This window comes from Mesorhizobium sp. C432A, assembly GCF_030323145.1.
Lineage (GTDB): Bacteria > Pseudomonadota > Alphaproteobacteria > Rhizobiales > Rhizobiaceae > Mesorhizobium.
In genome coordinates this window covers 1,524,780-1,543,756 of sequence record NZ_CP100470.1, presented here as the reverse complement: position 1 = coordinate 1,543,756, position 18,977 = coordinate 1,524,780, and the positions used below count along the sequence as shown (strand labels likewise).

Sequence of the window (18,977 nt, the reverse complement as noted above, 5' to 3'; positions counted from 1 at the left end):
GGTCGATGTCAACCTTAACGCGCGCCGTACCACGCTCTTCGGCCCGCCTCCACAAACATCACCGGGCGCCCGATTCGGTCATCCTCGCATTGGCGCCGAGATGATGCAGGCTTTGTATCGTGTGCCTTGAACTCCAGGCAACCGGCGGATCGGGCAGATCGAGATCGAACTGTGCCCGCCCGAGCAGCGAATTGACGATCTTGGCGCTGCGCCAAGCCATCAGGCTGAGCTGCGGCTCGGCTATGCCATGGCTGAGCCGGCCGGCATTGAGCGCGTAGATCCGGCGGTCGTCGGGCCCGTCCCATTCGACCTCGAAGCTGGCGTTGAGCCTGTAATGACCGCGCTCGTCCAGCGCGATCCTGTTCATGAGCGGTGCCATGCAATCAGGAATGGCAAAGGCATAGCCGGTGGCCAGAACCACCGCATCCACGGTGCGCGTCTCGATGGCGCCGTCGAAGCCGTTGCGCATGATCAGCCGGTATTCGCTGCCTTCCCGCGTCACGTTCAGCACTTCGCGGTGCGGCGTCATGTTGACCGCCGTCGTTTCCTCCGAGAGGTGCCGCAGCGTGTAAAGCTGGCGATAGATCGCCTTCAGCGTGCTCGTCGATGCGCCGTCACCGGCAAGCAGCTGCTGTTCCAGGATCGTCTCGCGCCGCCCTTGCGGCAGCCGATGGAAGTTTTCGACATAGCCCGGCGTGAAGAGTTCGTCGGTGAAAGGCGAGTCGTCCAGTGGCAGGAAATTCGGCCGCATCGAGATCCACTCGATTTCGCGGCCGGCGAAGCCGTCGGAGGAGATCAGATGCAGAAGCACTTCGGCGCCGCTCTGGCCACCGCCGATCACGGCGACACGCTGTCCGCTCAGGCGATCGAGGCGGTTGGCGGCCTGGGCGTTGTGGAAGCATTGATCGGAGGCCGCCGCCCGCGCCCAGGCGGGGATGTTAGGCACCAGCCCGACGGCAATGGCGAGATTGCGCGCGTTCACCTGCTCGCGGCCGATACGCAGCCTGAAATTCGTTCCGTCGAAGTCGATCCGGTCGACGGCGCTGGCGAAGCGCAGCGAAGACAAGTTCTCGCCGACCCATCCGAGATAGCGGGCGAATTCCGGCCGCGGGATGGCTGAGAAATCCGCGTTGAGGAATTCATAGAACCGCTTCTGCGCGACCAGATAGGACATGAACGACCATGGGCTGGTCGGATGCGTCGCGGTGACGAGATCCTTGAGGAAGGATGTCTGCAGTTCGACGCCCGGCAGCATCATGCCCGGATGCCATTCGAGCCGCGTCGCCCGATCGAAGAAGCGCGCTTCGACGCCGTCCACCGCATCGAGATGGGCGGCGAGGCTGAGATTGAACGGCCCGATGCCGATGCCTGCGAGGTCAAGCGTATGGGTCATGGCGAACTCCTTATGGAGCTGGCTGGGCTGATGGGAGATCGCCGGGCTGACTCGGGGTTAAGCGGATTGTCGAGCGGTGTGCCAAGGTCGGGCAGAGGGCGTTCGCCGCTGTCGCCGTAGCCGATGGCGAAGCGCACCTTGTTGATGGCGATGCGTGGGATCTTCGGAGCAAACAGATCGAAGAGCGCGAACCGTTCCGACAGATCCGGGTTCTGCGCCTGGTAGCGCCGGATGGCGGCGGCCAGGATGGCGTAGAAAGTCCTCTCGTCGAAGCGGTCATAGGCGGCCAGCGCCTCGGATAGGAAGCGCAGAACGCTGACGATGTGTCCCGTTTGCAGATGCTGGAGAAGATGTGCCGGCGGCCGGCGCTTCAGCGTCGACAGGATTTTGGGGTCGAGGCCGGCCAGTTCGGGAAACGGCTGGTCGACGAGATCGAGGTCGCCCTGGAAATCCTTGACCGCCACGCCGAGAGGCGTCGCTCCGTCGAGGATGATGGTGACGTTCTGGCCATGGGCGATGAAGCCGACGCCGTAACGGCACATGAAGTGGTAGAGCGGCACGAAGGCCGTGGAGAACAGGCGATCGAGCCATGCCTCCGGACCAAGGCCGGACTGCTCCATCAGGGCGCTGGCGATCGGCCTGCCATGCGCGTCGCGCTGCGGCAGGGCGCCCATCATCATCGGCCGCTGGCCCGCTGTCAGATCCTTTTCGGGGCTTTCGCGCCATATGGCGCCCAGCATCTCGCAAAACTGATAGGGCGCGCCTTCAACGCCGGTATAGTGCGGATGCGGATAGAAGGCGCCGGCTACTTCCTTCAGCACCTTGACGTCCTTGAGCACCGGGTCCGCGGCCGCCACCGTGGCCAGCCAGCGCGACAGATCGGCGCCGATCGCCATGTATTTGCCCGGCACGCCGCGCCACGCTGAGGTGTTGAGGACGGTCAGCGGCAGCTTGACGTGCAGCGCCTCGGGCCGTGCCACATTGGCAAGCGTGCGCAGCGACTGCAGGGGCAGGAACGCGTCGCCGAACTGGCCAAGCGGCACCAGCCGGCCGGCGGCGATCTCGCTACCATATTGCGAGGCGATCATCGCCTGCCACTGCCAGGGGTGGACCGGCAGCAACCTGTGCGTCGGTCGCGAGGCCCCGGCGGCAGTGAAGGCCGCTTCGAGCCTTGCGCGTTCGTAGTCGCCGAGTGCGGCCTGCAGCAGCGCCTCTTCGTCGAGCCCGCAGTCAAGCGCCAGCAGGCAGCGATCGCTGGCGGCGGCAAGCCAGAAGAGCTGGAATGCGGCAGCCGATTCTGGCGCGTAGCGCTCGAAGTCGTCCCGTCCCCAGCCAAGCCGTCCCTTGTTGGCGGGCGCCTTCGGATGGCCGTCGAGCAATGCCTGCAACTCGGTATCCGGCAGCGCGGCTAGATCGGCGGCTGGTCGATTGCCGCGGGCTTTGGCGATCCGCATGTCGGCCATCAGCGTATTGTAAAGCTCCTTCGCATAGGTGCAGAATGTTGCCGGCGACATGCCGAGCGTCTCGCGCGCGTCGGCGAAGAAAGCGACCGCATCGTCGACCGGCAGCTCGATGCCGGCATCGCGGGTCAGCGTCTCCGGACGGACGGCGATCTGGCCCCACAGGCGCCGCGTCGCGACAAAGCGATAGGTCACGCCGGGACCGAGCGTCAGTTTCCATCGGCCGGGCGAAAGCTCGCGGGGCGACAGGCACTCCTCGAAGGTCAGTTCGGAAATGGCCTTGGCGACGGCGTCGCGGTTGATCGCAGCCCAGCGTGTCGCCTCCTCCGCTTTGGCGATCGGTTGCTGCACCGTCACAGCGGCACCTCGCGGAAGAAGCGCTCGCGTTCGCAGCAGACCAGCGCCGCGCGCTTGTGCGGGAAGTCGAACTCCTTGACCTTGTCGTAGGCGGCGTCGGCGCAATAGCTCAGCATCTTCTGGTGCGCGGCGCGTGGCTCGCCGACGATGCGCTGCGTGCGCGGCTCGTCGAGGAACAAATAGTGGGTGACGGAACGGAACAGAGCCAGCGTCTTCGGCCGGCCGAGATGGCGCGTATTGCCGATCAGCCCATGCCAGCCGCGATCCCAGTCGAGCGGCTCGTAATAAGGCCCGAGCCGGTCCTCCTTGGCCCAGTAGAACTCGAAATAGCCGGTCCGCTCCCCATCGAAGCTGGCGATGACGCCGAAGATGTGCGGATCGCTTTCCTGCTCGGCGAGATATTTGTCGAGCTCTTCATGGCTCTGGGCAAGTTCCCAGAAGAAGGCGACACGGCCATCGTTCATCCAGCGATGGAAGAGGTCGAGATCGGTCCGGCGGTCGATCGGGCGCAGCGACACGGTGAGACCGATCTCCGGAATCCAGCGTTCGTACATCGGGCCGCAGGGGCGCGGTTGGCGCAATGGCGGCAGCCGGTCTTGCGGGCCGATAGCGGTCGTCAATGCCGGATAGGTGACATGCGAGGCCTGGCTGCGCCACAGCAGCGGCAGCTGGCGCAGGACCGAGCGATGGATGACGGCGCATTCCGGTTCACCCAGAACCGTCTCGGTGGCCAGCGCCGAAACCGGCCACAGCGTCTTGGCCGCCGGCAGGAAGGCGCGGTCGAAGGTAGGATGCAGGCGCAGCGCGGCGTCAACGAGACCTGCCAGGATTTGCGGTTGGTCGAGGCGGCCGCCAATAAACGCGACATCGTCGATGAGCAGGCGGCCATCCGCGTCGGAGATGCGGGCCTGTCCCACCGCTGTTCCCTCAGCGTTGACCAGGCTGACATGGCCATCGCCGGCACGGATGGCGAGCGGCTCCGCGGCCGAGGCCAGATGCTGCCATCCTTCGTTGCCGGCGACGGTGGCGGGTGACCAGTTTTTCGCAGCCTCGATGTTCATGCGTATTCTCTCACATGCAGGGGGTTCGGAAGCTCGACGTAACCTGCCAGCGGGTCGGTCACTTCGGTGTTCTCATTGATGTCGCGCAGCGCGATCAGGAAATTGCCCTTGGCGGCGAGCGTCGGCGCGTTAAGCAAATAGTCGACGCAGGACCGGTCAGCCATGGGCGTGGCGGCCAGCCGCTCGAGCGAGCGGCGGAATATCGCCAGCAGATCGTCTTCGTTGGTGAGGCCAGCGGCGGCAAGGGCTGCGACGGCGGCGAAAGCGCCATTGACGACCAGATAGTAGCCGAACAGCTTCGCGGCCGCTTCCGCTGGGAAGACATGATCGCCCGCCTGACCGGCCTCGGGCACGAATTTGCGCAGCCTGGGCAGGAATTCCTCGACATAACCGGTGCCCTGGCAGTCGCGAAAATAGAGCGCATTCGGCCAGCCTCCGGAAAGACCGACGACGAGGTTCTGCTGATGGGCGCCGAACAGCAGGCCGAATTCCGAGAAGGCAACGATAAACGGCTCGATGGCGGCATGAAGGAAACGCTCGAACCACAAACGCGCCGTTTCCTCGACAGGTCGCTTCTCGTCGCGGGCGATACGGTGGACCAGGTCGGACAGATGGCTTTCGGTACGGCCGGGATGGCGCTCGCAAAGCGCGCCGAGGACGGCAGCCGGCGGATTGCCCGTGCGGCGAAACGGATTTTCGCGAAACGAGACGATGGTATCCGTCATCAGCCGGCCGTCTTCGCCACGCAGGCCGAACCAGGCGGGCTCACCCAGCACCGTCATGGTCGGACAGCGCCGCTGCAAGGCATAGCCGAGCTTGCCCTTGACCAGCCGGTGCACCGAAAGGCCGCGCCGGCACTCATGCTCCTCGACGATGCGCCTGGAATTGGTCAGGCGCAGGCTGAGCGAAAATTTCAGCATCCACTCGGCTTCAGCTGAATGAACCGTGCGCAGCGAGGTCGTGGCCCGCCACGCTGGTCCGCCGAGCCCAACATCGACGATACGGCCGGCGCAAAACAGGCGCTCGACGCGGTCTTCCAGCATGAGCCGTACGGCCTGCCACGGATGCATCGGAACGAGAACCTTGCCCTGTTGCTTGCCAGCCCGAGCAAGCAGCTGCGGATCGCTGGCGGCAAGCCCGCGGACCATCTCGGTGACATCTAGCGGCTCGACGCTGCCCCCAGTGAGGATGGTCGGGTCGACGGCCCACCAGCGCAGTTTGAACGCATTGCAGTATTCATGCCCGAAGCGCGCGGAATCCGTGTGCGTGAACTCTTCGCGACTCATCGGCGCCGGATGCACGGCATGGCCGAAGCGCAGGGCGCTTTCGGCATCGATGAAATCAGGATCGCCTTCGGAGAAGGGCCGCGACGATCCACGCGCCGCAGTCGCGTCAGCGATTGCGGCGATGCTGGCCAGGCTGCGGCGCAGGAAGGTCAGTCGGCTTTTCGCTGTCGCCCGGCCGGCAATGTCGGGATCCGCCAGGATCAGCGCCAAAAGGCTGAAAAGGTCGATCTCGGTCGCTTCGCCATCGGCCCCCTCGTTACTAATATCGAGGCGCCAGAGCGGCATCGCTAAATCGTGGTAACCAACCTTCGAGCGATGCCGCGCCTCGACGAGCACCGCCGCGCGCGAGGCAGGGAAATTCAGACGCAGCACGGCTGCCTGCGGCCGAAACAGCCCGGTTTGCCTGGCGTCGACGAATTCCCAGCTATCCCATTCCCGCAGCAACGCATTGAGTAACGGGCTTAATGCAGAGAAAGATTCTGGTTTTACTTGCTCCATGTGCATCCCCCATAAATCCCAATAACTGCATGCATTGCATTTATACGTTGTCGTCTTTAAACATTTCTGTTGATTATCTATTCTGAACAAGAAATAAGCTTGGTCTTGTGACGACCCGTATGAAAAATCGATCTTCGCTTCTGCGCCGCCTGGCAACCGCGGTCTCGGCAATCGGCTTCGGCCAGTCGGCCTTCGTATCGCTCGTTCCCCTGGTGATGGAGCGGCAGAGGCTCGACACGTTTGCCATCGGCGCGGCAACTGCTGTCGGCGCGGCGGCCTTTCTGGTCGGCTCGCCGCTGTGGGGTCGCATGGGCGAGCGGCTTGGCCATGCCAGGCTGCTGCGCTTGCTCGGCCTCGCCATGCTGGCCGGCCAGGCGGTGTTCGCCATTCTGCTGATAGCCGGCACGGGAGCCGCGCTGGGCATCGCTTTGCTGATGCTTTCGCGAACCGTGTACGGTTTTGCCGCGTCCGGCGTCATGCCGACGGCGCAGGTCTGGGCCAGCCGCTCGGTTGCCGATGACAGGCGACAGGCCGCGCTGGGACTGCTTGGCGCCGGCGTCAGCATGGGGCGGCTGGCCGGCGCGCTGGCGGCAACGGCTGCCGTCCTGTCGCCGCTGCTGCCGCCCATCCTGTTCCTGTTCAGCCCGCTGTTGCTGTGGCTCGCGCGGGGCAAAGGGGAAGCCGGCGGACGGACCGACGGCAGGGCGGCCGACGTCGGCCGAGGAATATCGCCCTTCGATCGCCGCGCTCTGCCTTGCCTGGCGATGGGCTTGTGCCTGACGCTCGGCTTCGGACAGGTGCAGATGATGCTCGGCCCGATGACCCAGCAGCGTTTTGGCCTTGGTGCGACGCAGGCCACGACGTTGACCGGCCTGGCCCTGATGCTGGTCGCCGTCGTCATGGTTCTGGTCCAGGGACTGCTCATGGCGCGCCTGCGGCTGGCGGAGCGCAACAGCGTCATCGTCGGCTGTCTCATGGTTTGCGTCGGCATGACGGCGCTGGCCGTCACGGCCAGCCATGTTGCCTCGGCAGCGTCTCTGGTGGTGGCAGCGGCCGGCATTGCGCTGGCTACACCCGGCTACACCGCCTGGCTGATGAAGCGCCTGGAGCCCGGCGAGCAGGGCGCGGCGGCCGGCTGGCTCACCAGCACCCATGTGCTCGGCCAGAGCATCGGCGCATTGGCCGGCGGCTTCGCCTTCACGCTCTGGCCCTTTGCGCCGCTGGCCGGCTGCGCCGCGCTGGCTCTGGCCGCCGCCGGTCTTGCAGCCATGATTCATAAGCACTAGCGAACCCGCGCTCATTCGGCGACCTCCGGCAGCGGCATCGGCGTTCCTGGCTGGGTCTTTGCGGCATCGGCGAAATGGGCATTCAGCATGCGATAGGTCGCCACCACGGCGATGCCCGACAGCACTGTCGCCAGGGTGAACAACGCGGAGTAGCCGAGCATGTCGGCAAGGCGGCCGGCAAGCATGGAGCCGACGAGGTAGACGATGAGCTGGGCGCAGGACAGGATGGTGAAATCGGTGCCGGGTTGGTCCGACGACGTGACGGACATGAACAGGCTGTAGAGCGCCACGATCTCCATGTAGCGCACCAGCGTCTGCAGGAACGAGGCGCCGAAGATCGGCCAGAAGCCGGCGATAGCGCCGAAAGCGTGCAGCGCGAAGATCAGGAAGCAGATGGTTCGCAGCGCGCCGAGCAGGCCGAGCACCGAGGCGGCGCCCCTGTTGTGCAGCAGCCACGCCGCCAGCGCCGAGCCGCCGAGCCCGACGGTGAGCGCGGCACCGCCCGAGAGATAACCGATGATATCGAGCGGCACGCCGGCATCGACGAGATAGGAGCCTTCCATCGACTTCACCAGCCCCTCGCTGGCGCGGTAGATGAGCGCGATCCACAGGATCTGGCGTGCCTCCGGCCGGCGCAGAAAGCGCAGGATCGAGGGGCGGTCGATGGCCGCCTGCGGCGCGCTGGCGACGGGATCGGTCTCGCGCATGGCGAAGGCGGCGACCAGCGGGATGATGGACAGCGCGGCCACCATGGCCACCATGGTTTGCCAGCCGGCATGATGATAAGCCAACAGGCCGAGCGTGCCGCCGAGAACGACGCCGAGCGCGACGGCGCCGCCCTGGATCGCATTGCCGATCGGCCTGTCCTTCGGGTCGAGATATTTGGCCGCGTAGCCGTCGGTGGCGATGTCCTGGGTCGACATCAACAGGCTCACGACAAGGCCGACGGCAAAGATACCGGCGACATCGGTCGGCTCGATCCAAAGCATGGCGGCGATGCCGGCGATGACGCCGATCTGGGTGATGATGACCCAGCCGGCGCGATGGGCGCGGGCCATTGGCCGAAAGCGGTCGACCAGCGGCGCCCATAGGAATTTCAGCACCAGCGGCAGCATCAGCAGCGCGATCAAGCCAATGGCGGTGCGCGACACCCCCTGCTCGCGCAGGATCGGCGGGATCGCCGCGGCAAACAGATAGCTCGGGATCGCCTGCGCCAGATAAAGGCAGGCCAGGACGACGAAAAGCCGCAGGCGCGAAAGCCCGGCAGACGCCGGCCGGTCTGCGTCGGCGCTCATTTGGCATAGTCCTTCGGTGCGTAGCCGCTCAGGAAGGCGTCGGCCTCCGCCCGGCTGCGGGTGACGAGCACCGGAAAACCGAACAGGCTTTGCCAGACGCGCTGCATGTTGTCGTCTGCGGCGGAGCGCACCAGCGCGCACGCGCGGCAGGCTTTTTCGAGCTGCTCGCGTTGCGCCTTGTACCAGAGGTTTTGCGCCTTGCGCTGGGCGTCGCTCAGCGCGATCTCGATGCCGATATCGACCAGGAGCACGAACGGCTCCTGTTCCAGCGAAAGGCGGCCGAGCGCCTCGACATAGCGCTCGCCATCCGCCGGATCGGCGGGCGCTTCTGCCAGCAGCGAGACCAGCGCACCGTTTCGTTGGAGAAACACCGCCATCGCCGCCCTCAGAAGGTGATCTGGTAGGACAGAGCGACCGAACGCCCCAGCCCCGGAACGTCGGCGCCGCGCGTCGCCGATGCGGAGGGGTTGATGTAATAGGTGTCGAACACATTGCGCACGGCAAGGTTCAGCACGCTTTCATTGGCGAACGTCTTCGAGACGGCGAGATTGACCAGTGCTGCACCGTCCAGTTCCTGGGTGGCGATGCGGTCGCGCCCTGAAAACAGCTCCAACTCGCTGCGCAGGGTCAGCTCGTTCTCGAAACGGGTCGTGAGATAGACCAGGCCCTTGTAGGTCGAAGGGATACGGTTGTTCGGCACATACTCGTTAGCTTCGATGTGGCCGTCGTGATCCGCATCGTATTTGCCTTCGACATAGCCGACCGATCCGCCCACCGTGAACATGCCGCTGAGGTCTGCCTCGAGATTGGCTTCGACGCCCCAGATACGTTCCTTCTGCTGCGACACCCGGTTGTTGACGATGTCGTAGCTGACGCCGTTGTCCGAGGTCGACAGATAGGTGCTGACGCCGCCGCGATAGTCGCCCCAATCGCCGCGCAGACCGGCTTCCCAGGTGTTCACCAGCTGGGGTTCAGGCGCGATATCGGCATAGCTGATCGCGTAATCCGGCGCGTTGGTGCACGGCAGCAGCGGCCGGATGGCGGTGCCATAGGCGTCGCAGGTTTCGGCGTTGGAGTTCAACCCGGCCCGGCGGGTGAAGCCGCCAATGTCGGTCAGGCTGTAGCCTTGCGAGAAATTGCCGAAAAGCTGCATCCTTTCGGTCAGATCGTAGACGGCGCCGGCGTTGAAGGTGACGGCGTCGTAGTCGAACGAGCCGCCGGTCACCTGGATCGCCGGCAGGCCGATAATGTTCCGGCCTAGCAGAACGGCAGCGGCAGGCCGAGTGAAGTCTTCAACGTTGAGATAAAACTGGTCGTAGCGCGCGCCGCCGCTGATGCGAAAGCGATCCGTCACCGGAATTTCGCCCTGCGCAAACAAGGCAACCGAGTTCTGGGTCGTGGGCGAGATGGCGTCCTGGCCGTTGGTCAGCTGCTGATCGGTGGCATCGAAGACGTAGTCGGCGCCCCAGGTCAGTGTGCTGCCCTGAGTGATAAAGTCCATCGGCGTGTTGACGGTCAGGTTGACGCCGCTGCGCCGCGATTGCAGCGCCGTCTGGTTGAAGTCGGCGGTCGGGTCCGTACCCGGCGGCAGGATCACCGGCCGCGTCGGGTTGGTCGGTAAATACACCTGGCTGTTGACGGCCGAGAATTTGGTAAAGGGCGACTGCTTGAAGATGTCGTTGTAGAACGCCTTGACCTCGAGGTTTCCGAGCGCGAAGTCGCTGTCGGTGTATTTGGCGGTCAGATATTTCGAATCTTCCTTCAGCGGCTTGCCTTCATAGGGATCGCCGAAATCCGGGGAGACGGGATTGGTCGTGTAATCGGTGAACCAGTCCGGCTTCTGGTTGCCATAGGTCCAGTCGACGCTGGCCTCGAAGCGCCTGGAATCGAACTGGTAGCCGGCCACGCCGAAGAGATTGCCCGTGCCGGTGCGGTCGCCGCCGCCTTGGCCAAGCATGGCGTCCGAAGCCATCTCGTTGCCGTGGCCGTCATAGGTGAGGCGCGACAGATCACCGGACGCCGAGAAGAAATAGTCGAAATCGCCTTTCTTGCCCTCGACCGAGACACTGGTGCTTGGCCCGGCCGACTTGCCGGGGTTTTCGGTGAAGGCGGTGACGCCGGTGCGCACCGTCACCTTCGGCTTGTCGCTGTCGCCGCGCTTGGTGATGAAGTTGATCGTGCCGCCGGTGGCGCCGGCGCCATAAAGGCTGGACGCGCCATTGATGACTTCGATGCGCTCGACCGAATTCAGGTCGATCATCGACAGGATGCGTGAGACGTCCCGCAGCGGTGTGTTGCGCGGCACACCGTCGACCATGATGAGAAGACTGCGCCCGCGGAAGGTTTCCGAAGCGCCGGAAATGGTCTGGTTGCGTGGCGCGTAGCCGGGGACGATGCGGCTGATCAGGGTCGCGGCGTCGATATTTTCCTGCGCGGCTTCCTCGACCTGTTCCTGTTCCACGACCTGGACAGACTGAGCGACGCTGGAAATCGACCTTTCATTGCGGCCGGTGACCAGTATCTGATCGAGCACGGTGGCTCCCTGCTGGTCCGTCGGAGCGGCTTCCTGGGCAAATGCCGCGCCTGCCATAATCGACGAACCCAAAGCCGATGACCAAAGAAGCGTACTGAAAAATCTGCGCATGCTGTCCCCATCTATGCCCTGGTCCCCAGCGCCAGAGCGGAAAGGCCCAGTTATAATTCATGATAAAACGAGTCAACATTTATTTGTGGCTTTTCAAATCAGGATTAGTCAGCGAACGGATGGGAGCCGGGTACATGAACGGCGCGCATTTTAGCCGGCGCTAAGATGTTGAGCTTTCTTGACAAAACGGCATAGGGCAGCCGGCGGCGTCGTCAGCCTTTGTGCTTACAAGAAGCTCTGCGGATCGATGTCGACCTGCACGCGAACCGAGCCGCGCTGCTTCGGCCCTTCGGCCAGCATGGTGCGGATGAAGCCTTGGATGTCGGCGCGCTTTTCACCCTGGATCAGCAAGCGGAAACGATGGCGCCCACCAAGCAGCGACAGCGGCGCCTCGGCCGGGCCGAGCACGAACAGGTCGCTGGCCTGGGGTGCTGCACGGCGCAGGCCGCGCGCGTGGCCTTCGGCCTCGGCCCGCGTCACCGCACTGACGATGACGCCGGCAAGCCTGCCGAAGGGCGGCAGGGCTGCCCGTTCGCGCTCAGTGATCTCGCGTTCGTAAAAGGCCTCGGCATCGCCCGAGACGATCGCCCGCATCACCGGATGGTCCGGCTGGAAAGTCTGCAGCAGGCCGAGGCTCTTCTTGCCGGTGCGGCCGGCGCGTCCAGTCACCTGGCTGAGCAATTGGAAGGTCCGTTCGGCGGCGCGCGGATCGCCATTGGCGAGGCCGAGATCGGCATCGACGACGCCGACCAGCGTCATGTTGGGAAAGTTATGGCCCTTGGCGACCAGCTGCGTGCCGATGACGATGTCGGCCTCGCCATTGGCAATGGCCTCGAGCTCCAGACGCAGCCGGCGCACTCCACCCATCAAATCGGACGACAGGACGATCGTGCGCGCGTCGGGGAAATGCGCCACGACTTCTTCAGCTATCCGCTCGACGCCAGGCCCGCAGGCGACCAGATGGTCGAGCGTGCCGCATTCCGGACAAGCCTCCGGCCGCTTCTCATTGTGCCCGCAATGATGGCAGACGAGTTGGCCGCGAAAGCGGTGCTCGACCAGCCAGGCCGAACAAACCGGGCAGCCGAAGCGGTGGCCGCAGACGCGGCACAGCGTCAGCGGCGCATAGCCGCGCCGGTTGAGGAACAGCAGCGACTGCTCCTTCTTCTCCAGCGTACGTTGCATCTGGTCGATCAGCAGCGGCGACAGAAAGCCGCCGCGGGCCGGCGGCGCGCGCCGCATGTCGATCGTCTTGAGATCGGGAAGCGCGGCTTCGGCAAAGCGCGCCGACAGCACCGCCCTGCTGTAGCGGCCCTGCTGCGCATTGACCCGGCTTTCGACCGATGGCGTCGCCGACGCCAGCACCACCGGGAAGCCGCTGATATGGCCGCGCACCACCGCCATGTCGCGCGCATTGTAGAAGACGCGATCCTCCTGCTTGTAGGCGGGGTCGTGCTCCTCGTCGACGACGATCAGCCCGAGCTCGCGGAACGGCAGGAACAGCGCCGAACGCGCCCCGGCAACGACGCGCACGCCGCCTTCCGCCACCTGCCGCCAGACCTTTTCGCGCATTCGGGGCGGCAGGTCGGAATGCCATTCCGCCGGCTTGGCGCCGAAACGCTGCTGGAAGCGTTCGAGGAAGGTATGCGTCAGCGCGATCTCCGGCAGCAGGATCAACACCTGCCTGCCCTGGTCGAGGGCTGCCGCCACCGCCTCGAAATAAACTTCCGTCTTGCCTGAACCGGTGACGCCGTCGAGCAGCGTGACGTTGAAAGCAGCGGCCGCGACATTGGCGCGCAGCATGGCGGCCGCGTCTGCCTGGTCCGGCATCAGCTCCGGCATGGCGTAGGAGGGATCGGGCGCGGCGACCACCGGTCGAGGCGGGATCATCACCGTCTCGAACACGCCTTGCGCCTTGAGCCCCTCGACCACCGTCGACGACACGCCCGCCGCGTGCGCCAGGCCGGATCGCGTCCAGGCAAGCCCCCCTTCCGCCGTCTCCAGCACGCGCGTCCTGGCATCCGTCATCCGGTCGGGCATGACGAGGGTCCGCTGCAGGCCCTCGATCCATGGTTCGGGATCGAACGCCTCCGGCGCGCGCAACAGCATGCGCGCCACCATGCCGGGCGGCGACAGCGTGTACTGCGCCAGCCAGTCGACAAAGCGGCGCATGCCGCGGTCGATCGGCGGGCAGTCGAAGACCTGTTCGATCGGGCGCAGCTTTTTGGCGTCGATATTCTCGACCGCACCATCCCAGACGATGCCGGCAACCTGGCGCGGACCGAGCGGCACGCGCACGATCGAGCCCGGCACCACGCGCACGCCGGCAGGCACAGCGTAGGTGTAGGGCCGTTCGGCCGGCATCGGCACCAGCACCGGCGCGGCTGCGACAAAGGGCGAATCTTCGATCATCGGGCGTGACCTTGCCCCGACTTTGGTCTAGATCAAAGGGCAACCCGGAATGTGCATGGCATGCACATGGAAATCTTTCAGGAGACCCCCATGAAATTTTTTGTCGACACCGCTGACATCAAGGACATCAAGGAACTGAACGACCTGGGGCTGCTCGACGGCGTGACCACCAATCCCTCGCTGATCCTGAAATCCGGCGGCAAGATCGCCGAGGTCACCAAGCAGATCTGCGACATCGTCAAGGGCCCGGTTTCGGCCGAGGTCGTTGCGATCGAATACAAGGACATGATGGCCGAGGCCAACATCCTGGCCAAGATCGCCGACAATGTCTGCATCAAGGTGCCGCTGACGCTCGACGGCCTGCGCGCCTGCAAGACGATCCGCACCGAGATGAACCGCATGGTCAATGTAACGCTGTGCTTCTCGGCCAACCAGGCGCTGCTGGCGGCCAAGGCCGGCGCCTCGTTCATCTCGCCCTTCGTCGGCCGCGTCGACGATACCGGCGCGGACGGCATGGAACTGATCCAGGAGATCCGGCAGATCTACGACAATTACGATTTCGACACCGAGATCCTCGTCGCTTCGGTTCGCACCGTGAACCACGTCAAGCAGGCAGCCCTGATCGGCGCCGATGTCGTTACCGCGCCGGCCGCGACGCTGAAGGCGCTGGTCAAGCACCCGTTGACCGACAAGGGCCTGGATCAGTTCGCTGCCGACTGGGCCAAGACCGGCCAGAAGATCGGCTGAGATCGGTTCGATACAAACGAAAAAAGGCCGGGAAACCGGCCTTTTTGTTGCGGACTGCTAAAAGTCTAGTTGGCAGCGCCAGGGAATGCTCAGGCCTTCTTGCCGTGCCTGACCAAGTCCTGGGCGACCGACAGGCTCACCATTTCAGCCAGTTCACGCGCGGCGCGGTTCTCGGCGTCGAGCTGCGCCCGGTAGGAGGCGAACTCCTGCGTCGGCTTGTCGAAGGATGATGGGATCGACCGTTTGCCGGTTGCGATCACCACGCCGGTCCTGGCATCGGTCAGCACATAGTTTGCGGTCAGCGTCACCGTGCCTGCCGTCGGCTCGTCTTCGTCGGTCTGGATCTGCACCACCGCGGCCGATTCGACCAGTTCGGTGACGCCGAGATCGAGCATGTAGACCGGCGCCGGCGGCTCGCCGGCGCCTTGACCAAAGGCAAATATCAGATTGTTGCGGACCTGCTGGGCGTAGCGGGTCTTGACCGGCTTGACCGCGACCGACGCCAGTTCCGCTGAAGCGCTGAGCGTCGAGCCGGCCGTCAACGGCGCGCTGGAATAGAGCGGCCTGACCGTACAGGCCGAAACCAGCGCCATCGAAGCGACCATGCCGTACAGCGCTGCGCGGCGCAGCAAGCGCGCCGTCTTTTCCAGATCGGGCCCCATCCTTCTGAGGTCAAGCAACGACATTGACGATCCTCTGCGGCACGATGATCACCTTGCGGGGCGCCTTACCTTCCAGCGCTTTCTGCACGAAGTCGAGAGCCAGAACCGCTTTTTCGACCGCACCTTGGTCCGCGTCGCGGGCAATTGTCAAATCGCCGCGCTTCTTGCCGTTGACCTGGACCGGCAGCACGATCTCGTTGTCGACGACCAGCGCCGGATCATAGACCGGCCATGGCCGTTCGGCGACCAGATCGGTGCCGCCCAGCGTGTGCCAGCACTCTTCGGCCAAATGCGGCATGACCGGCGCGACCACATGCACAAGAATCTCCACCGCCTCGCGGCAGGCGCCTTTCAGCGCCGCGTCGGCCTTGCCCTCGGCGACGTCGTTGAGCGGCGCGGTCAAGGCATTGGCCAGTTCGTAGATGCGGGCGATGGCGCGGTTGAAGCCGAGCTTCTCGATATCCTCGCCGATGGCCTTCAGGATCTTGTTCGCGGCCTTGGAAACGGCACCCGCCTCGCCCTCCTTCGCCGCCTGCGGCTTGACACCGTCGAGCGTCTCGGCGGCGATCGACACCAGGCGCCAGATGCGCTGGATGAAGCGGTGCGCGCCGGCCGCGCCGTCGTCGGTCCATTCGACGTCGCGCTCGGGCGGCGAATCCGACAGCATGAACCAGCGCGCAGTGTCGGCGCCGTAGCCATCGGTGATGTCTTCCGGGCTTACCGTATTCTTCTTCGACTTCGACATCTTTTCGAGTGAGCCGATCGCCGCCTCTTCGCCGGTGGCGATCTCGATGGCGCGGCGCTTGCCGCCGACATCCTCGATCCTGACCTCAGCCGGCGACAGCCAGCGGCCATTGCTCGACGCACCGCCGACGCGGTAGGTCTCATGCACCACCATGCCTTGCGTGAACAGGCCCTTGAACGGCTCGGCCAGGTCGAGATGCCCGGTCGCGCGCATGGCGCGGGTGAAGAAGCGCGAATAGAGCAGATGGAGGATCGCGTGCTCGATGCCGCCAATATACTGGTCGACGGCCAGCCAGTCATCGGCAGCCTTCGGCTCCGTCGGCTCATTGGCCCAGGGCGCTGTAAAGCGCGCGAAATACCAGGACGAATCGACGAACGTGTCCATCGTGTCGGTCTCGCGGCGCGCATCCTTGCCGCATTGCGGACACTTCACATGCCGCCAGGTCGGGTGGCGGTCGAGCGGATTGCCGGGACGGTCGAACTCGATGTCGTCGGGCAGCTTGACCGGCAGGTCGGCTTTCGGCACCGGAACCACGCCGCAATCCTCGCAATGGATCATGGGGATCGGACAGCCCCAGTAGCGCTGGCGCGAAATGCCCCAGTCGCGCAAGCGGAAGTTCACCTTGCGCTCCGCCATTGGCCGCCCGCCTATGGTTTTCTGCTCCAGGAGCTTTGCCACCTCGTCGAACGCCTGCTCCGGCTTCATGCCGTCGAGGAAACGCGAATTGATCATCACGCCGTCATCGACATAGGCGTCTTCCGTGACCTGGAAGGTTTTGGCGTCGGCATCTTCCGGCATCACCACCGGGATCACCGGCAGGCCGTATCTGTTGGCGAAATCGAGGTCGCGCTGGTCGCCCGACGGGCAGCCGAATATGGCGCCGGTGCCGTATTCCATCAAAACGAAATTCGCGACGTAGACCGGCAGGGTCCACGAGTCGTCGAACGGATGCACGACGCGGATGCCGGTGTCGAAACCTTTCTTCTCGGCCGTCTCCAGTGCGGCCACCGACGTGCCCATATGTCTGATTTCTTCGATGAACTTGGCCAGTTCGACATTGCTCTCGGCGGCCTTCCTGGCCAGCGGATGATCGGCGGCGACCGCCATGAAGGAGGCGCCGAAAATGGTGTCGGGCCTGGTCGTGTAGACTTCCAGCTCGCTCGTGTCGCCACCAATCTTGCTAGAACTTGGCTCTGCCAGCGGCCAGCGGATCAGCAGCCCTTCCGAGCGGCCGATCCAGTTCTGCTGCATCAGCTTGACCTTTTCCGGCCACTCGCCGAGACCGTTCAGCGAATCCAGCAAGTCCTGCGCGTAATCGGTGATCTTGAAGAACCACTGCGTCAACTCACGCTGTTCGACCAGCGCGCCCGAGCGCCAGCCGCGCCCGTCGATGACCTGCTCGTTGGCGAGCACCGTCATATCCTCCGGGTCCCAGTTGACCTTGGAGGATTTGCGCGTCACCAGCCCCTTTTCGACGAAGTCGAGGAACAGCATCTGCTGGCGGTGGTAATAGTCGACGTCGCAGGTGGCGAACTCGCGCGCCCAGTCCAGCGACAGGCCCATCATCTTGAGCTGCTCGCGCATGGCGGCGATGTTGGCGTAGGTCCATTCCTTGGGATGGACCTTGTTCTGCATCGCCGCGTTTTCGGCCGGCATGCCGAAAGCGTCCCAGCCCATCGGGTGCAGCACGTTGAAACCCTTGGCCCGCTTGTAGCGCGCCACCACGTCGCCCATCGTGTAGTTGCGGGTGTGGCCGATATGGATCTTCCCCGAGGGATAGGGGAACATCTCCAGCACGTAGTATTTCGGCTTCGGATCGTCGTTATGCGCTTCGAACAGCTTCTTTTCGGTCCAGGCCTTCTGCCATTTGGGCTCTGACGCGCGCGGATTGTATCGTTCGGTTGCCATCGGATGATTTTCACTTAAAAGCAGGCGCAGACCGCCGGACAAGGCCCGGTGGCCGAGGTAAATGTCGTCGCGGTGTTCACCATGGATTGCCGGACCCGTCAACTGCGGCGAGCCGGCCAAGACGATTAAAGACAGGCAGGATATGGGCATGGCCAGCGCCGTCGAACAGTTTTTCGCCGTCAAGACGAGGATCGCTGCCGCCGAGCGCGAGGCCGGCCGTGACGCCGGTTCGGTGACGCTGGTTGCGGTGTCGAAGACTTTTGAGACCGACGTCATCCGCCCGGTCATCGAGGCTGGCCAGCGCGTCTTCGGCGAAAACCGCGTGCAGGAAGCGCAAGGCAAATGGCCGGCCTTGAAAGCGGAATTCCCTAATATCGAACTGCATCTGATCGGCCCGCTGCAGTCGAACAAGGCGAGGGAAGCCGTCGCTCTCGCCGACGTCATCGAGACCGTCGACCGCGAAAAGCTCGCCGCCGAACTCGCCAAGGAAATCGTGCGCCAGGGCCGCACGCCGAAACTCTACGTCCAGGTCAATACCGGCTCGGAGCCGCAAAAGGCCGGCATCGAGCCGCGCGACGCCGTCGCCTTCGTCGCCCGCTGCCGCGATGTCCATGGCCTCGCCATCGAAGGCCTGATGTGCATCCCGCCGGCCGACGAAAACCCCGGCCCGCATTTCGCCTTGCTGGAAAAGCTCGGCAAAGAGGCCGGGGTCGCAAAACTGTCGATGGGCATGTCCGGCGACTTCGAGACCGCCATAGCCTTCGGCGCCACCAGCGTCCGCGTCGGGTCAGCGATTTTTGGAAGCCGGTAGCCTTCGGCTTCGTGAGACACCTGTCGTTCCCCGGCTATTCGAGCTAATGTTTCGAGCACATCCGGCGAGTTAGCGAGGACTATTCTTCTTGGACTGGCACCTCAGGGACGCGAGAAACAATCTTTCGAAGCTTGTACGACAGGCGCACGAAGAAGGGGCGCAAACCATCACCTTGCGCGGAAAGCCGGCTGCCGTCGTATTATCTCCTGATGACTATGACCAACTGATCGGCGCAAAGCCTTCGCTTGCCGAATATCTTCTCTCCGGTCCCGCGTGGGACGACGATTTCGACGAGGAGGTCAACCGCCGCTCAAAGACGATCATCCGGCCCGTGGAATTCTGATAGATTTTTCGGCATGAAGATCATCTCGCGACGGTTGACGGGCTCTATGGGCCAACTGCGTTAGGTCCATTG

The 18,977-nt window shown here is 64.3% G+C and carries 14 protein-coding genes; 4 read left to right on the top strand and 10 right to left on the bottom strand.

What is annotated here, in order from left to right; genetic code table 11:
• Window positions 1–58: 58 nt before the first annotated feature.
• The 4 genes from NLY33_RS07350 to NLY33_RS07335 are packed head-to-tail and all read right to left on the bottom strand — an operon-like array spanning window position 59 to window position 5,929.
• On the bottom strand, window positions 59–1,393 hold the full coding sequence (locus NLY33_RS07350) for a lysine N(6)-hydroxylase/L-ornithine N(5)-oxygenase family protein (protein ID WP_023668667.1): 1,335 nt from the start codon (window positions 1,391–1,393) through the stop codon (window positions 59–61).
• Window positions 1,390–3,210 (bottom strand): IucA/IucC family protein, encoded by a 1,821-nt coding sequence (locus NLY33_RS07345; RefSeq protein ID WP_050587679.1) that lies wholly within the window; start codon window positions 3,208–3,210, stop codon window positions 1,390–1,392. Before NLY33_RS07345 ends, NLY33_RS07350 begins: the two co-directional genes overlap by 4 nt.
• Window positions 3,207–4,271, bottom strand: a complete 1,065-nt coding sequence (locus NLY33_RS07340) for a GNAT family N-acetyltransferase (RefSeq protein WP_023704943.1) — start codon at window positions 4,269–4,271, stop codon at window positions 3,207–3,209. The genes NLY33_RS07345 and NLY33_RS07340 overlap by 4 nt, the downstream gene beginning before the upstream one ends.
• A complete protein-coding gene (locus tag NLY33_RS07335) occupies window positions 4,268–5,929 on the bottom strand; it encodes an IucA/IucC family protein (RefSeq protein WP_286439542.1) in 1,662 nt (553 codons plus the stop codon). Before NLY33_RS07335 ends, NLY33_RS07340 begins: the two co-directional genes overlap by 4 nt.
• Before the next feature lie 245 nt (window positions 5,930–6,174).
• Between NLY33_RS07335 and NLY33_RS07330 the strand changes: the two genes are divergently transcribed.
• Complete coding sequence (locus NLY33_RS07330; RefSeq protein ID WP_023704944.1) at window positions 6,175–7,341, top strand: MFS transporter; 1,167 nt, start codon at window positions 6,175–6,177, stop codon at window positions 7,339–7,341.
• Window positions 7,342–7,352: 11 nt separating this feature from the next.
• Here NLY33_RS07330 and NLY33_RS07325 read toward each other — a convergent pair whose 3' ends face one another.
• From NLY33_RS07325 to NLY33_RS07310, 4 genes are all read right to left on the bottom strand, one after another.
• Window positions 7,353–8,636: an MFS transporter gene (locus NLY33_RS07325; protein WP_023704945.1), complete on the bottom strand. Its 1,284-nt coding sequence runs from the start codon at window positions 8,634–8,636 to the stop codon at window positions 7,353–7,355.
• Window positions 8,633–9,013, bottom strand: coding sequence for a hypothetical protein (locus NLY33_RS07320; protein WP_023704946.1), 381 nt, complete (start codon window positions 9,011–9,013; stop codon window positions 8,633–8,635). The genes NLY33_RS07325 and NLY33_RS07320 overlap by 4 nt, the downstream gene beginning before the upstream one ends.
• A gap of 8 nt (window positions 9,014–9,021) precedes the next feature.
• A complete protein-coding gene (locus tag NLY33_RS07315) occupies window positions 9,022–11,226 on the bottom strand; it encodes a TonB-dependent receptor (RefSeq protein WP_023708218.1) in 2,205 nt (734 codons plus the stop codon).
• Window positions 11,227–11,505: 279 nt separating this feature from the next.
• Window positions 11,506–13,689, bottom strand: coding sequence for a primosomal protein N' (locus NLY33_RS07310; protein ID WP_023704948.1), 2,184 nt, complete (start codon window positions 13,687–13,689; stop codon window positions 11,506–11,508).
• Window positions 13,690–13,779: 90 nt separating this feature from the next.
• Between NLY33_RS07310 and fsa the strand changes: the two genes are divergently transcribed.
• A complete protein-coding gene (fsa, locus tag NLY33_RS07305; RefSeq protein WP_023684088.1) occupies window positions 13,780–14,436 on the top strand; it encodes a fructose-6-phosphate aldolase in 657 nt (218 codons plus the stop codon).
• Window positions 14,437–14,525: 89 nt separating this feature from the next.
• Here fsa and NLY33_RS07300 read toward each other — a convergent pair whose 3' ends face one another.
• Window positions 14,526–15,122, bottom strand: coding sequence for an LPS assembly lipoprotein LptE (locus tag NLY33_RS07300; protein WP_023704949.1), 597 nt, complete (start codon window positions 15,120–15,122; stop codon window positions 14,526–14,528).
• Window positions 15,109–17,751 (bottom strand): leucine--tRNA ligase, encoded by a 2,643-nt coding sequence (leuS, locus tag NLY33_RS07295; protein WP_023704950.1) that lies wholly within the window; start codon window positions 17,749–17,751, stop codon window positions 15,109–15,111. Before leuS ends, NLY33_RS07300 begins: the two co-directional genes overlap by 14 nt.
• 148 nt (window positions 17,752–17,899) lie before the next feature.
• Here leuS and NLY33_RS07290 point away from each other — a divergent pair, with 148 nt between their 5' ends.
• Entirely contained in the window at window positions 17,900–18,562 is a 663-nt protein-coding gene (locus NLY33_RS07290) for a YggS family pyridoxal phosphate-dependent enzyme (protein ID WP_023704951.1), read from the top strand.
• A gap of 88 nt (window positions 18,563–18,650) precedes the next feature.
• A complete protein-coding gene (locus NLY33_RS07285; protein WP_023704952.1) occupies window positions 18,651–18,905 on the top strand; it encodes a type II toxin-antitoxin system Phd/YefM family antitoxin in 255 nt (84 codons plus the stop codon).
• Window positions 18,906–18,977: the final 72 nt, after the last annotated feature.